General features: G+C 60.0%; 14 protein-coding genes. All 14 read right to left on the bottom strand.

The genetic code is table 11. The features are described 5' to 3' along the window. The 14 genes from ACK3SD_RS07080 to cheR all read right to left on the bottom strand — a co-directional run bounded on the left by ACK3SD_RS07080 (position 1) and on the right by cheR (position 15,466). Positions 1-465, bottom strand: coding sequence for a DUF6392 family protein (locus ACK3SD_RS07080; RefSeq protein WP_481127256.1), 465 nt, complete (start codon positions 463-465; stop codon positions 1-3). Continuing rightward, positions 462-911, bottom strand: a complete 450-nt coding sequence (locus tag ACK3SD_RS07075; protein WP_481127255.1) for a hypothetical protein — start codon at positions 909-911, stop codon at positions 462-464. The genes ACK3SD_RS07080 and ACK3SD_RS07075 overlap by 4 nt, the downstream gene beginning before the upstream one ends. Before the next feature lie 91 nt (positions 912-1,002). Beyond that, positions 1,003-1,254: a DUF7683 domain-containing protein gene (locus tag ACK3SD_RS07070; protein WP_481127254.1), complete on the bottom strand. Its 252-nt coding sequence runs from the start codon at positions 1,252-1,254 to the stop codon at positions 1,003-1,005. Then, positions 1,254-2,879 carry a colicin E3/pyocin S6 family cytotoxin gene (locus tag ACK3SD_RS07065; protein WP_481127253.1) on the bottom strand — a complete coding sequence of 542 codons (1,626 nt, stop codon included), beginning with the start codon at positions 2,877-2,879 and terminating at the stop codon, positions 1,254-1,256. Before ACK3SD_RS07065 ends, ACK3SD_RS07070 begins: the two co-directional genes overlap by 1 nt. Before the next feature lie 1,194 nt (positions 2,880-4,073). Then, the gene (locus ACK3SD_RS07060; RefSeq protein ID WP_481127252.1) at positions 4,074-4,541 is read right to left on the bottom strand and encodes a DUF6392 family protein; all 468 of its coding nucleotides are present in this window, start codon (positions 4,539-4,541) and stop codon (positions 4,074-4,076) included. Beyond that, positions 4,538-5,695 carry an S-type pyocin domain-containing protein gene (locus ACK3SD_RS07055; RefSeq protein ID WP_481127251.1) on the bottom strand — a complete coding sequence of 386 codons (1,158 nt, stop codon included), beginning with the start codon at positions 5,693-5,695 and terminating at the stop codon, positions 4,538-4,540. The genes ACK3SD_RS07060 and ACK3SD_RS07055 overlap by 4 nt, the downstream gene beginning before the upstream one ends. Continuing rightward, complete coding sequence (locus ACK3SD_RS07050) at positions 5,661-6,293, bottom strand: PAAR domain-containing protein (protein ID WP_481127250.1); 633 nt, start codon at positions 6,291-6,293, stop codon at positions 5,661-5,663. The genes ACK3SD_RS07055 and ACK3SD_RS07050 overlap by 35 nt, the downstream gene beginning before the upstream one ends. A gap of 2,421 nt (positions 6,294-8,714) precedes the next feature. Next, a complete protein-coding gene (locus ACK3SD_RS07045; protein ID WP_481127249.1) occupies positions 8,715-9,065 on the bottom strand; it encodes a flagellar protein FlhE in 351 nt (116 codons plus the stop codon). Further along, the gene (flhA, locus tag ACK3SD_RS07040) at positions 9,065-11,143 is read right to left on the bottom strand and encodes a flagellar biosynthesis protein FlhA (protein WP_481127248.1); all 2,079 of its coding nucleotides are present in this window, start codon (positions 11,141-11,143) and stop codon (positions 9,065-9,067) included. The genes ACK3SD_RS07045 and flhA overlap by 1 nt, the downstream gene beginning before the upstream one ends. Next, positions 11,136-12,281: a flagellar biosynthesis protein FlhB gene (flhB, locus tag ACK3SD_RS07035; RefSeq protein ID WP_481127247.1), complete on the bottom strand. Its 1,146-nt coding sequence runs from the start codon at positions 12,279-12,281 to the stop codon at positions 11,136-11,138. The genes flhA and flhB overlap by 8 nt, the downstream gene beginning before the upstream one ends. A gap of 207 nt (positions 12,282-12,488) precedes the next feature. Beyond that, the gene (cheZ, locus tag ACK3SD_RS07030; RefSeq protein ID WP_137762881.1) at positions 12,489-13,136 is read right to left on the bottom strand and encodes a protein phosphatase CheZ; all 648 of its coding nucleotides are present in this window, start codon (positions 13,134-13,136) and stop codon (positions 12,489-12,491) included. 9 nt (positions 13,137-13,145) lie between these two features. Then, entirely contained in the window at positions 13,146-13,535 is a 390-nt protein-coding gene (cheY, locus tag ACK3SD_RS07025) for a chemotaxis response regulator CheY (RefSeq protein ID WP_137762880.1), read from the bottom strand. Between the two features lie 60 nt (positions 13,536-13,595). Beyond that, positions 13,596-14,648, bottom strand: coding sequence for a protein-glutamate methylesterase/protein-glutamine glutaminase (locus tag ACK3SD_RS07020; protein WP_137762879.1), 1,053 nt, complete (start codon positions 14,646-14,648; stop codon positions 13,596-13,598). Then, positions 14,648-15,466 (bottom strand): protein-glutamate O-methyltransferase CheR, encoded by an 819-nt coding sequence (cheR, locus tag ACK3SD_RS07015; protein ID WP_481127511.1) that lies wholly within the window; start codon positions 15,464-15,466, stop codon positions 14,648-14,650. Before cheR ends, ACK3SD_RS07020 begins: the two co-directional genes overlap by 1 nt. Between the last annotated feature and the right edge of the window lie 66 nt (positions 15,467-15,532).

The following is a 15,532-nucleotide window of genomic DNA, read 5'->3' as shown; positions in this document are numbered from 1 at the left end:
TTACCACCTCAATTTAGCAGTCGGCAGAAACGTTACAGCTTCGACCAGTTCATCCATATCGTAATAAATACACATCGTCAGCGGAATATGAAAACCCTCGACAGTAAAACGCTCTATCCAGCCAATTTTTGTATTTAAAACTACTTTTGGCGGTTCGCTTTTATCAGGCTCACCAAAGTTATCATGCACCCATTGACGAGACATTTCAGCCTTCAGTGGAGTAGGAAGCTCATTCGGATATGCACCTTTCCTGCCAGATTTCAATTCCAGTGAAATTTCGCTCAAAGCCTGTAGGGAGTCATTGTCAAAAGAAAGGAAAATGCCTTCTTTTTTCATATCTAATGTCAGAGAAGGATCACATTGTGTCCCCTGTGGCGGGGTTTTATACGTAATAATCCCTGCATTCCGGATAGCCTGATAGGGCTTTCCCAGGCTGCGCATCAGCGCTTCAATATTCACCGTCATTTGTATAACCCCAGTTCAGTATTAATCCTGTGCATCTCTTTCCTTGCCGCTTCCAGCTGGGCGTCTTCCGCACCATATTCCTGCATCAGAACCGGCTTGATTTGATCAAAGTCCTTGTCGATGGCAGCCCGCAGATTCTGTGAGTCTGGCCCCATCTGCGAGCGGTTTCGCCCGCCATAGGTTGCGCTGTCCTGACGGTGCACTTTCTCAGGGATCGCAATAGCAGCTACTTGGTCAGCCATGTCTTTAACTTGTTTTTCACGTAAATTTGGATATTCACGTTTCAAATACAACACCACAGCCTGTCGTGACGGCATGTGATCTACATGGTAACGCCCCTGCCGCAAACGCCCGTTAAAATCCCGGAACGGTGCCATTTCCAGCAGTTCCACAGGCAGCTTGCTCAGATAGATATATTCAGAAGAGTTAGCGCTCAACTGATCCATCGAAATGCCACTTTACAGGGTGGCTTTTTCGTTTACAGAGCAGGAGATTACGCGCGATGAAAAAGGATCTCAAGAAGATCCTTTCCGGGAATTAGATTTCACCACCTGCAATCTGAATGATCATGCCCTCAGCATAAAATTTAATTCCTAATACGTTTTCCAAGGACAAGGCTTGTTCTTTCGTTACATTAAATCCACCTATTCCGCGAAAAAATGAAGTTTTTTCCAAAGTATTCCATTCCATTATTTCAGAAATGCTCTCTAGCTTCGATTTTGGTATTTCCACTTTGCGAATCAACTCTTCACTCGAAGAATCGAATAATTCAATATTATAAATAATCATTATTTTTCTACCCTTCTAGTTGGATCGGCCGGTTTCGTTTGTTCCCCTGTAACAGGATCAAATTCTCCTAAATGATTTCGCCCTGTTTGCCCATAAACTTCGACAGTTCCATGCTGCGAATCCCACTCATAAATCTTTCCTTTTGGGTCTTTCCATCTTGCTCGCAATCCTCCACCACCTTTTATCGGTGTTTTTCTCGGGGCCGGTTTAGCATCGGGGAAAGCTGGAAGCGGAGGGACAGTCTGAGGAGGACTATGATATTTATGGTTACTGCTCAGGTAGATATAAATTGGCGGATGCACATTCCCCGGAAACACCAGAATGTAGTCCCGGAAGTCCTTCTCCTCCGGCATCGGCAATGTAGTCACTCTGACGTCACCCACATCCGGATACTCCAGCCCGGGTATCGTCACCATGCCGGACTGCTGCACCTCATTGCCCGTATGCCACCCACCTGCGCCACTGCTGCCGGGGGCATCTTCCGGCGTCCAGGTGATCTGTATCTTCCCTCCCGGAGCATCGCCCCAGAACCGGTATTTCCCGTCAAACCGCTTCTCCATCAGCCCGACTTTCACCTGGTCACGCCCGCTTTCCGGCCCCGTGTGATAGCCTACCGCTTTCAGCCGTCCGCTTTCCGGGTCCTCCACCCAGTTGTAACGCACCCGCGTTGGCACCGTGCCGCCGCTCTGCGCTACGGCCATCAGCCTGTCAGCCGTCAGTAAGTCACTCTTCTCAGCTTTCAGCATCGAGTGCAGCACGGCCCCCATCATCACGAACGGCAGGTTCATTTCAAACCGGTTTTCCCAGACCTCCGGCCCTGACAGTCGTTTCATCCGGTACGTCAGCGCCTTCGCCGCGTCCTGATTCAGTTTCGCCGTGGCACCGCCCGCAGACGCCGCCATACCGGCTTCGGCCCCTCCGCCCAGCACCACCGGGGGCGGTGGCAGCGGCATCGCTTCTGCCTCGCCGAAGAAAAAGCCTGTAACTTTATCGAACAGTGTACGTTTTTTCTCCGGCGCGACCACCCCCGACTTTTCGACATCGGGCTTTTTCTTCTTCGCCGTCTGCGCATGCTGTTCAGGTTCGCTGTTGCCTGCCGGAGTTGAGGGCGCCGCGGAAGGGGGTACAGGCTGCGACTGGTAAAAACTCATCGTGGCAAAGTTTTCCTGCGGCTCCTCTGCCGTACCCGCGTCGTTACATCCAGCTCCGCGCAGGCAGGATTTTGCAAAAACCGGAACGGGTGCGGGGATCATCTCATCAGGCTTCTCCCTTTTTTCCGTCTGCTTTGCCGCTCTCTCCCTCTCTGCCACGCGCCCGGCGTTGCAGTCACTGTCATAGGTATGCGAGAGGACTGACGGAATAAACCGGGCGCGACAGGGGCAGGAGCTGTAGCTGTCCAGCGAACCCGCCCACTCTTTCAGCTCTCCGCCCACCTGGTAGGTATCCCCCATGCCGCCGCAGACGCGGAAGCGTCCTTCATGCTTCCCACAGGTCACCGGGTCACCCTCCCTGACCTGCTGCCTCACAATGCCGCCTATTTCGTAGGTGTCATCAGAGGCACCGGCAAGAATGCGTCCCCCGCAGGTCGTTTTATCCAGGTGATATAGAAAAAATCCCGTCGCCATAATCCCTCATGAATAACGTGGTTATAAAGTCAGCGCATCATACACCCGGCACGACATAACCCGCCAGGATCGCGCTGAGAGATTCTTACGGGCATGGATGGCTATGCACCGGACTGACTGCCAGACGGTTTCGCAGCTTTTTCTGCCCCGGAGGCTTCTTTTCGCGCCTTCCGGTATCGCTTCCCAGTCAGCCTCACCCGCGTCCATTCCCGGTCAGCTTCCGTCGTTTCGTCCGCAGGCTCTCCGGCCAGGCTGAACCTTTCAAGACCCTCCGACATCGCCAGAACGTAGCCATATAATCAGTGATCCCAATCGTCAGCGGTTTTGGCGCGATGAAGCTGAACGCATCAGGCCAGAATCCCTCCAGAAGCGCCCGGGCCTCCCGCTGGTGCTGCTGTTTTTCTTCCTGTGTCGCTATGCGGACTCCCTGCAAAAATTTTTTCGCAGTCTGACAGAAGTGTCGGTAACGGTGAATGGGGCGCAATTTATTGTGCAGCCGTGAGGCGTTGGACAAGCGACAGCGCGGCTGCCACTTTCGCGCACATCCCTGTGCGCTCATCCGGCCCGGAATCCTCCGTCGGCAATAATTGAACGCCCCCACCTCCTCTGCAAATGCTTGGCTGTGTGAGGGGGATAATTTAGCCATCGTGGGTGCCTGTGGGCGCGCTTAGGCCGGAGCAGGGTTTCGGTTGTTTGGGTTCCTCTTTCTACCTGTACGCCTGCGCCTCAACCGAGCAGGGCCTGCCGGCGCGCCGGCCCTCCACCCGCGCGCTTTGGGTGCCACGGCTAATTATTGCCCGCTACCGCGGGTTCCCTCCGTCAGCTTCCGGCCTGTCGGGCTGTGTACAAGCCCCCCGTTCAGCCCGACTGCTGCGCCCATCCGGTAACTATCGTCTTGAGTCCAACCCGGACGGACACGCAAAAACGCCACTGGCAGCAGCCACTGGTAACTGGAAGTTTGCGGGAATAGATCTTTGAAGAGGTCTTGAAGTAATGGCCTGACTGCGGCGACACTGAAAGAACAATTTTGGTAACTGTTCCCGCGAAGAATCCAGTTACCTTTGAAATAAAGAGTTGGTAGCTCTGAACTCCGGCAAACACACCACCGTTGGTAGCGGTGGTTTGTTTGTTTACAGGGCAGAAGATTACGCGCAGAAAAAATGATCTCAAGAAGATCCTTTGTTTAATAGCGAATTACCACCTCAGCCGATGAGAGGGGAGAAACGTTACCGTCTCAACCTTTTCATCCATGTCGTAATAAACACACATCGTCAGAGGTATATGAAAACCCTCGATAGTAAAACGCTCAATCCAGCCAATTTTCATTTTCATAAAAACTTCTGGCGGCGTGCTCTTATCTGGTTCACCAAAAGTTTCATGCACCCACTGACGGGACATATTTTGTTGAAGAGGTGAAGGTAATTCATTAGGAAATACCCAGCCTTTTTTGTCGGTATGTATATTCAAAAGTATTTCACTGAGGGATTTATCTGCATCATTATCGAACGTTAAAGATACCCCCTCGTTCTTCATTTTAAGTGTCAGAACTGGATCACTCCGCGTCCCCTGCGGCGGGGTTTTGTACGCAATAATTCCCGCATCGCGGATCGCCTGATAGGGCTTATCCAGATTACGAATCAGCGCTTCAATGTTTATTGTCATTTGTACAATCCCAGATCCGTATTGATTTTGTGCATTTCCGTCCGTTTAGACTCCAGTTCGGCCTTTGTCATACCACGTTTCTCCATCAGTGCAGACTCCACCGTATCAAAGTTTCTGTCCGTTGCTTCCCGCAGACTCCGGGAATCGGGTTCTTTCTGCGAGTGATTTCTGCCAGCATACGTCATGCTGTCTTTACGATGAATATCCTTCGGTATCACCATCGCTGCGACTTGATCAGCTATATAATCAATTTGGTCTTGGTTTAAATTTGGCCGTTCACGCCGCAAATACAACACCACTGCCTGTCGTGACGGCATGTGATCTACATGGTAAAGCCCCTGCCGCGAACGTCCGTTAAAGTCCCGGTACGGTGCCACCTCCAGCATCTCTACCGGCGGCTTGCTCAGGTAGATATAAATTGGCGGATGCACGTTCCCCGGAAACACCAGAATGTAGTCCCGGAAGTCCTTCTCCTCAGGTACTGGCAACGTAGTCACTCTGACGTCACCCACATCCGGATACTCTAGCCCCGGTATTGTCACCATGCCGGACTGCTGCACCTCATTGCCCGTATGCCACCCACCTGCGCCACTGCTGCCGGGCACATCTTCCGGCGTCCAGGTGATCTGTATCTTCCCTCCCGGAGCATCGCCCCAGAACCGGTATTTCCCGTCAAACCGCTTCTCCATCAGCCTGACTTTCACCTGGTCACGCCCGCTTTCCGGTCCCGTGTGATAGCCCACCGCTTTCAGCCGTCCGCTTTCCGGGTCCTCCACCCAGTTGTAACGCACCCGCGTTGGCACCGTGCCGCCGCTCTGCGCTACGGCCATCAGCCTGTCAGCCGTCAGTAAGTCACTCTTCTCAGCTTTCAGCATCGAGTGCAGCACGGCCCCCATCACCACGAACGGCAGGTTCATTTCAAACCGGCTTTCCCAGACCTCCGGCCCTGACAGTCGTTTCATCCGGTACGTCAGCGCCTTCGCCGCGTCCTGATTCAGTTTCGCCGTGGCACCGCCCGCAGACGCCGCCATACCGGCTTCGGCCCCTCCGCCCAGCACCACCGGGGGCGGTGGCAGCGGCATCGCTTCTGCCTCGCCGAAGAAAAAGCCTGTAACTTTATCAAACAGTGTACGTTTTTTCTCCGGCGCGACCACCCCGACTTTTCGACATCGGGCTTTTTCTTCTTCGCCGTCTGCGCATGCTGTTCAGGTTCGCTGTTGCCTGCCGGAGTTGAGGGCGCCGCGGAAGGGGTACAGGCTGCGACTGGTAAAAACTCATCGTGGCAAAGTTTTCCTGCGGCTCCTCTGCCGTACCCGCGTCGTTACATCCGGCTCCGCGCAGGCAGGATTTTGCAAAAACCGGAACGGGTGCGGGGATCATCTCATCAGGCTTCTCCCTTTTTTCCGTCTGCTTTGCCGCTCTCTCCCTCTCTGCCACGCGCCCGGCGTTGCAGTCACTGTCATAGGTATGCGAGAGGACTGACGGAATAAACCGGGCGCGACAGGGGCAGGAGCTGTAGCTGTCCAGCGAACCCGCCCACTCTTTCAGCTCTCCGCCCACCTGGTAGGTATCCCCCATGCCGCCGCAGACGCGGAACCGCCCTTCATGCTTCCCACAGGTTACCGGGTCACCCTCCCTGACCTGCTGCCTCACAATGCCGCCTATTTCGTAGGTGTCGTCAGAGGCACCGGCAAGAATGCGTCCCCCGCAGGTGGTTTTATCCAGGTGATATAGAAAAAATCCCGTCGCCATAATCCCTCATGAATAACGTGGTTATAAAGTCAGCGCATCATACACCCGGCTCGATATAATCCCAACTTCCCGCTACAGCTCCAGTGACGGTCCTGTATAGTTGTTTGGGTTCCCTTGTCTGCCTGTGCTTCAGAGCCTCAACCAAGCAGGGCCTGCCGGCGCGGGCGTGTTAACCTTCGGTTTGTTCATGTCTTTTTCTGCTTTGGCTTTCGTGGTTATTTTTGGCCTCGCTGAGGCCGGAGCAGGGTTTCGGTTGTTTGGGTTCCTTTTTCTACCTGAGCCTTGGAGCCTCAACCGAGCAGGGCCTGCCGGCGCGCCGGCCCTGCACCCGCGCGCTCTGGGTGCCTCGGCTAATTATTGCCCGCTACCGCGGGTTCCCTCCGTCAGCTTCCGGCCTGTCGGGCCGCGGCAGACGCGCTCCCAGCGCGACTGCCACTTTCGCGCACATCCCTGTGCGCTCACCCGGCCCGGAATCTTCCGTCGGCAATAATTGAACGCCCCCACCGTTTCTGCAAATTCTTGGCTATGTGAGGAAAGAGTTGGGGGGATTTTTATTTGTGGGGTGTTGTGGGTGGGCATGGCGGGTGCCTGTAGCCGCGCTAGGCCAGAGACGGGTTTCGGTTATTTGAGTTCCTTTTTCTGCTTTGGCTTCTTTGTTGTGTGCGGCCTCGCTTAGGCCGGAGCAGGGTTTCGGTTGTTTGGGTTCCTCTTTCTACCTGAGCCTCGCAGCCTCAACCGAGCAGGGCCTGCCAGCGCGCCGGCCCTGCACCCGCGCGCTCTGGGTGCCTCGGCTAATTATTGCCCGCTACCGCGGGTTCCCTCCGTCAGCTTCCGGCCTGTCGGGCCGCGGCAGACGCGCTCCCAGCGCGACTGCCACTTTCGCGCACATCCCTGTGCGCTCACCCGGCCCGGAATCTTCCCTCGGCAATAATTGAACGCCCCCACCGTTTCTGCAAATTCTTGGCTATGTGAGGAAAGAATTGGGGCGGAATATGGGGAAATTATTTCTGTTTAAAGGGTTCTGGGTTTTGTGCGGCCGGGTATGTGAAATTGGTCAGCCATATTTAGAAATTAAATACAATCAGCTCCACAGCCAATCCATTCCACCTTCCAATATAAAAACTCCCCCCAACTATTTCCTCACATACTTACAGCGCGCAGAGGAGGTAGGGGCGTTAATCATTGCCGAGTGAAGTCGCAGGGCCGGGTGAGCGGGCAGGACGCCCGCGAAAGGGCCAGCCGCGCCGGGAGCGCGTCTGGGCCGGCCCGCAAGCCCGGAGACGCAGCGAGGGTCACCCGCGAGAGCGGGCAATGATTAGCCATTCCCCCAACGCGCGCGGGTGCAGGGCCGGCGCGCCGGCAGGCCCTGCTCGGTTGAGGCGCAGGCGTACAGGTAAACAAAGGAACCCGAACAACCGAAACCCCTCTCCGGCCCTGACGAGACCACAGGCAATAATAATACTCCCGCGATACTCCACATATATAACGAACTCCCCTATTCCTTCCTCGCATAGCCAAGCATTTGCAGAAACGGTGGGGGCGTTAATCATTGCCGAGTGGAGGCGCAGGGCCGGGTGAGCGGGCAGGACGCCCGCGAAAGGGCCAGCCGCGCCGGGAGCGCGTCTGGGCCGGCCCGCAAGCCCGGAGACGCAGCGAGGGTCACCCGCGAGAGCGGGCAATGATTAGCCATTCCCCCAAAGCGCGCGGGTGCAGGGCCGGCGCGCCGGCAGGCCCTGCTCGGTTGAGGCTCCGAGGCTCAGGTAGACAAAGGAACTCGAACAACCGAAACCCTGCTCCGGCCTGACGAGACCACAGGCAATAATAATGCTCCCGCGACACTCCACATATATAACGAACTCCCCTATTCCTTCCTCACATAGCCAAGCATTTGCACAATGGTGAGGGCGTTAATCATTGCCGAGTGAAGTCGCAGGGCCGGGTGAGCGGGCAGGACGCCCGCGAAAGGGCCAGCCGCGCCGGGAGCGCGTCTGGGCCGGCCCGACAGCCCGGAGACGCAGCGAGGGAACCCGCGAGAGCGGGCAATGATTAGCCACTTCACCCAAAAGCGCGCGGGTGCAGGGCCGGCGCGCCGGCAGGCCCTGCTCGGTTGAGGCTCCGAGGCTCAGGTAGAAAGAGGAACTCAAACAACCGAAACCCTTCTCCGACCTAAGCGAGGTCGCAAATCATCAAAGAAGCCAAAGCAAAAAATACTAAAAAGATAAACCGAAGGTTAAACCGCCCGCGTGGTGCAGGGCCGGCAGGCCCTGCTCGGTTGAGGCTCGGGAGCACAGGTAGAAAGAGGAACCCAAACAACCGAAACCCCTCTCCGCCCCCAGCGCGCCCACAGGCATCCGCCATGCCTACCCCCTCATCACCAATAATTCACCCCCACCTCCTGCCGCACCACCCGCACGGGTGGATTCAGCACCCCTTGCCGCGCACGCGGAACACCAGCCGCAGGGGCTGGGTGGCGGGCTCGCCGCGCAGGGCGTGGGTGACGCCGCTCTGCCCCTCAATGGCCGTGCAACGCTGTGGCGTGCAGAGTGACACCAGCAGCCCAGCGGGCGGCGGGGAGAGCAAGCGGTAGCGCCAGCTTATGGAGACTACCAGCCCGCTGCCGATGGGGGCGGCAGCGGGTGGGTGCAGCAGCGGCGTGCTGCGGGACTGGTTGCGCAAGGGCAGCGTCACGCCCTCACTGGCGGCGTGCCAGGTGCCAGCGGCGGCGCAGAGGCCGGGAAGCAGCCCGGCCAGCCACAGCATGGTGCGCAGCATTACTGACCGCCGATGGTGGCGGTCATGCGGATCTGGCGGTTGTCGCTCAGCTCCAGGTTGGAGAGCACCACCATCGTCGGCAGCGTGCGGCGCAGGAAGCGCGCCAGCAGCGGACGCAGTGCGGCATTCACCAACAGCACCGGCGGCGCGCCCAGCATCTCCTGACGCTGCAACGCCTGCCGGGCCTGCTCGAGCAGGCGATCCGCCAGCCCCGGCTCCAGCCCGCCGCCCCCCTGCAACGCCTGCAACAGCAACCGCTCCAGCGGCGTGTCCAGCCCGATGATCTGGATCTCGCCATCGCCCGGATACCACTGCTGGGTAATCGCCCGGCCCAAGGCCACCCGCACCACGGTGGTCAGCTCCTGCGCGTCGCTCTGCGCCGGTGCGTGCTCCGCCAGCGTCTCCAGAATGGTGCGCATGTCACGGATAGATACCCGCTCCGCCAGCAAATTCTGCAACACCTTATGCAGGGTGGTCAGGGTAATCACGCCGGGGATCATATCCTCCGTCAGCTTCGGCATCTCCTGCGTGACGCGATCCAGCAACTGCTGCGCCTCCTGCCGACCAAACAGCTCGTTGGCGAACTGGCTGATCACATGGTTGAGGTGCGTCGCCACCACGGTGCTCGACTCCACCACCGTAAAGCCCTGAATCTGCGCCTGCTCGCGCAGCGCTGGCTCAATCCACACTGCTGGCAGCCCGAAGGCTGGGTCTTGCGTCATCTCGCCCGGCAGCGTGCCAGCGGCATTGCCGGGGTTGATCGCCAACCAGCGGCCCGGCTGCGCCTCGCCCCGCCCCACTTCCACCCCTTTCATCAGGATGCGGTAGGCGGCTGGGGCCATCTCCAGATTGTCGCGGATATGCACCACCGGCGGCAGGTAACCCATCTCCTGCGCGAACTTCTTGCGGATGCTGCGGATGCGGCCGAGCAGTTCGCCGCCCTGCTGGGTGTCCACCATCGGGATCAGGCGGTAGCCCACCTCCATGCCGAGCGGATCCTCAAGCTGCACATCCGCCCAGCTGGCTTCCACCGCCGCCGGGGTGTCCACCGTGGCGGGCGCATCGGTGCGCGCCGCCGCTTGCTGTGGCTGGCCGCGCTTCCACCACGCCAGCCCCAGCAGGGCCGCGGTGAACAGCAGGAACACCAGATTCGGCATCCCCGGCACCAGCCCGAGCAGGCCGAGCACGCCAGCGCTCAGCATCATCACGCGCGGGTTGTTGAACAGCTGCCCCACCATCTGCTCACTGACGTTCTGGTCAGTGCCGACGCGGGTCACGATCACGCCCGCCGCGGTGGAGATCACCAGCGCCGGGATCTGCGCCACCAGACCATCACCGATGGTCAGCAGCGTGTAGCTCTCGGCCGCGTGGCCCAGCTCCATGCCGTGCTGCACCACGCCCACCAACAGGCCGCCGACCACGTTGATTACCATGATCAACAGGCCCGCGACGGCGTCACCGCGCACGAATTTACTGGCACCATCCATCGAGCCGTAGAAGTCCGCCTCTTGCGTCACCTCGGCACGGCGGCGCTTCGCCTCATCCTCGCCAATCAACCCGGCGTTCAGGTCGGCGTCGATCGCCATCTGTTTGCCCGGCATCCCATCCAGCACAAAGCGCGCGCCCACTTCGGCAATGCGCCCCGCGCCCTTGGTGATCACCATGAAGTTGATCACCACCAGAATCACAAACACCACGATGCCGATGGCAAAGTTGCCGCCCACCAGAAAGTGGCCGAACGCCTCCACCACCTGCCCGGCGGCGGCGGAGCCGGTGTGCCCCTCCATCAGGATGATGCGCGTTGAGGCGACGTTCAGCGACAGGCGCAGCAGGGTCGAAAACAGCAGCACTGTCGGGAAGGCGGCAAACTCCAGCGTGCGCTGGGTAAACATCGCCACCAACAGCACCATAATCGACAGCGCGATATTGAAGGTGAACAGCAGATCCAGAACAAAGGGCGGCAGCGGCAGCACCATCATCGATAGGATCAGTAGGATCAGCACCGGGCCGGCCAGAACCTGCCACTGTGAGTCTTTCATGTTTGCGGGCAACCGCAGGAGTGAGGCCAGATTAGCCATTCGACGTGCTCTCTTTAAAATCCAGTGCGTCCGGCACCGGCAGGTGTACAGGTTTCTTCGGGATCAGGCCGCCGTGGGTACGCCAGCGCTTCAGTTGGTAGACCCAGGCCAGCACCTCCGCCACCGCGGCGTAGAGCGTGGCCGGGATCTGCTGGCCAATCTCGCTGTGGCGGTAGAGCGCACGCGCCAGCGGCGGGGCCTCCAGCAGTGGCACCCGGTGCTGGCCGCCCAGCTCACGGATGCGCAGCGCCACCTCCCCCGCCCCCTTCGCCAGCACTTTGGGCGCGCTCATGCGATCGTTGTACTGCAACGCCACCGCGTAGTGCGTCGGGTTGGTGACGATGACATCGGCCTTCGGCACGTCAGCCATCATGCGCCGCCGCGCCATCGCCCGCTGTTGCTGGCGGATGCGCGCCTTGATGTGCGGGTCGCCATCCTGCTCCTTGTGCTCTTCGCGGATCTCCTGCTTGGTCATGCGCAACTTTTTCAGGTTGCTCCAGATCTGCCAGAAGACGTCAAAGCCGACCATCGGCAGCAGGCCGAGCAGGATCAGCAGCGCGCAGCCGGCGATCATGCCGAGGGCGTCGCCCAGCGCTGGCAGGGTCGGTGCGGCCATCAGCCGCAGCATCGCCGGCCAGTAGTGGTCAAGGAACAGCCAGGTGACCCAGCCGACCAGCAGCGCCTTCAATATTGCCTTCAGCAGCTCGGCGCCCACCTGCGAGGAGAACAGCCGCCCCAGCCCGGCCACCGGGTTGAGACGGCCAAAGTTGGGTTTCAGCGCCTCGGTGCTGAACAGGAAGCCACCGAGCAGCAGCGGCGCGGCCAGCGCCATCAGCACCAGCCCGCCAAAGATTGGCAGCATCGCCCAGAAAGCGCACTCCAGCAGCGAGGAGAGGCGGCGCAGCATCTGCCGGTCATCGTTGATCACGCTGTGGTCAAAATGCATCCCGTTTGCCACCATTGACGCCAGCCGCCGCGCCATCGGCTCACCAGCCAGCCACAACAGCGCCACACCGGCGGCCAGCATCAGGATTGAGGTCAGCTCGCGCGATCGCGGCACCTGCCCCTTTTCACGGGCTTTGTCCACCCGGTGGGGGGTGGGGGCTTCGGTTTTTTCGAGGTCGCTCTCTTCAGCCAAGGCAACACTCCTTCAACGCGCTGACGGCCAGGCAGGGATAGAGGCGTAGCATGACAAACTTCGTTCCCGCTAATGGCGAGAAAAAGGGGGATAAATGGCGGTTATTTCCGGCATGGCGGCACAGGGCGTGCAAAAGCCCGCCCGGCAGGGGGCGCCGGGCGGGGGGAGTCGCCTCCCGCAGGCAGCCTGCCGGGAGGGGGGCGGGGATCAGAAGCCGAGGCTGTCGAGCAGGTCATCCACCTGCGCCTGGCTGGCAACAACACCCACGCCATTCGCATCGAGTTGCGGGCCATTGAGCAGACCCTCATTTTCGCGCTTCGGTTTCGCCACCTGTTCGGCAGGGATGTTCTCCATCAGCACCATCAGCAGCTGGTTCTCAATCTCCTGCACCACGTGCATCATGCGCTTGATCACCTGGCCGGTCAGATCCTGGAAGTCCTGCGCCATCATGATCTCCAGCAACTGGGCGTTGGTGAAGCCGGTGTGCTCCGGCACCGCGCCGAGGTAGCGGCGGGTTTCGGTCACCAGCTCGCGCGCATCCGCCAGCTCGATCGGGTTCTCAAACCATGCGTCCCAGCGGGTGGTGAGCGCCTTGGCCTCAGACTCCAGCAGGTTCTGGCGCGGCTGCGCGGCCTCCACGCTGCTCAGGGCGCGCTCGGCGGCCTGCGCGGTCATGGTGACCACATAATCCAGCCGGTCGCGCGCGTCCGGGATGGCCTCCGCCGCTTGGGCGATGGCCTGATCCAGCCCCAGCTCGCGCATACTGTCGCGCAGCATACGTGTCAGTTGCCCGATGCGCGAAATGATATCGCCAGCGGAGGCGGCATCCAACGCGGGCGTGTGTTGTTCTGCCATACCCTCTCCTTACATCCCGAGTTTTTCGAAGATCTTATTCAGCTTCTCTTCCAGGGTGGCGGCGGTGAACGGCTTGACCACATACCCACTCGCCCCGGCCTGCGCCGCGGCAATGATGTTCTCTTTCTTCGCTTCGGCCGTGACCATCAGTACCGGCAGCTTGGCCAGCGCGGCATCCGCACGGATGGTTTGCAGCAGTTGCAGGCCATCAACGTTCGGCATGTTCCAGTCAGAGACCACGAAATCAAAGGGCGCGGCGCGCAGCTTGTTCAGCGCGTCCGCGCCATCCTCTGCCTCTTCCACGTTGTTGAAGCCCAGCTCTTTCAGCAGGTTACGTACGATGCGGCGCATGGTGGAGAAGTCATCCACCACCAGGAACCGAAGATTCTTATCTGCCATTGTCACTCCTAAAGTGTGTTGCTCATAAATAAGCGCAAGTGTTCAAAAAAAGGGCGCGCGTCAGATGCGCAGCGCCTGTCCGGCTGAGATTTGCGCCAGCATCCGCTGGCTCATTTGGCTCAGGTCCACCACTTCGCTGACGCCGCCAGCGTTGATGGCTTCACGTGGCATGCCGAATACCACGCAACTGGCCTCATTCTGGGCGAGGGTGTAGGCACCGGCGCGGTGCATCTCGAGCATCCCGGCCGCGCCATCGTTCCCCATGCCGGTGAGGATCACCCCCACCGCGTTGCGTCCGGCAAACTGCGCCACCGAGCGGAACAGCACATCCACCGACGGCCGGTGGCGGTTGACCGCCGGCGCGTCGGTGATCCTGATCTGGTAGTTAGCACCACTGCGCGCCAGCTCCATATGCCGGTCACCCGGCGCGATGTAGGCGTGGCCCGGCAGCACGCGCTCGCCATCCTCCGCCTCCTTCACCGTGATCTGGCACAATTTGTTGAGCCGCTCGGCAAAGGAGCGGGTAAAGCCCGGCGGCATGTGCTGGGTGATCATCAGCGCCGGGCTGGTGGGCGGCAGCGGTTGCAGCACGTGGCGGATCGCCTCGGTGCCGCCGGTGGAGGAGCCGATGGCGATCAGCTTCTCACTGCTGAGCAGCGGCCCGTGGCTGAGCATCTTGGGCCGCGCGGCAGCCGGTGCCTGCTGAGTCAGCCGCGCCTTGGAGGCGGTGCGGATCTTGTCGGCGATCATCTCGCTGTAGCCCAGCATCCCTTCACGGATGCCAAGCTGCGGCTTGGTGACAAAGTCAATTGCCCCCAGCTCCAGCGCGCGCAGGGTGATCTCCGAGCCTTTGCCGGTCAGGGAGGAGACCATCACCACCGGCATCGGCCGCAGGCGCATCAGCTTCTCCAGGAAGTCCAGCCCATCCATGCGTGGCATCTCCACGTCGAGGGTCAGCACATCCGGGTTATATTTCTTGATCAGATCGCGCGCCACCAGCGGATCGGGCGCGGTCGCGACCATCTCCATGTCCGGGTGGCTGTTGATGATCTCGGTCATCAACTGGCGCATCAGCGCCGAGTCATCGACGCTCAATACCCTGATTTTACTCATCACTTCTCCTTGGCCAGGCCATACACGGTCTGCCCGCGTAAGTAGAACTCGCGGCTGATCTGGCTGAAGTTTTCAGAATGGCCGGCGAACAGCAGCCCGCCCGGCTTCAGCAAGGGAACAAAGCGCCGCAGGATGCGCTCCTGGGTCGGCTTGTCGAAGTAGATCATGACGTTGCGGCAGAAGATGGCGTCAAACTGCCCCGGCAGTGACCACTCCGGCGCCAGCAAGTTGAGCGGCTGGTAGGCCACCAGCCCGGCCAGCTCCGGCCGCACCCGCACCAGCCCCTGATGCGGCCCGGTGCCGCGCAGGAAGTAGCGCTGCAACTGCTGCGGACTGAGGGTGCGCAGCTCCTCCTGCCGGTAGACGCCAGCCACCGCCTTCTCCAGCACCTGGGTGTCGATGTCAGAGGCGATCACCTGCGCCTGCCCGACCCGGTTGCCGAGCGCCTCGGTCAGGGTCATGGCGATGGAGTACGGCTCCTCGCCGGTGGAGGCGGCAGTGCTCCAGACGCTGTAGTGGCCGCCGCGCGTGCGGGCGTGCTCCGCCAGAATCGGGAAGTGGTGCGCCTCGCGGAAGAAGGCCGTCAGGTTGGTGGTCAGGGCGTTGATAAACGCCTGCCACTCCGCGCTGTTTGGCTCATTCTCCAGCCGCGCCAGATACTGGCCGAAGTCGTTTAGCCCCAGCGTGCGCAGGCGGCGCACCAGCCGGTTGTACACCATCTCGCGCTTGTGATCGGCCAGCACGATGCCAGCACGCTGGTAGATAAGCTGGCTGATGCGGCGGAAGTGCACATCCGACAGCGGCAGCCGCTGCGCCATCTGCGCCAGAGTGGCCGTGTCAGGCAGGGGGAGTGCTGGTCTGGTCATAGAACCGCCTTAACGCGC

The organism is Chimaeribacter sp. YP20170169 (assembly GCF_056739715.1).
Note: the sequence above shows the minus strand (reverse complement) of the source record. Positions and strands in the feature narration are given on the sequence as shown.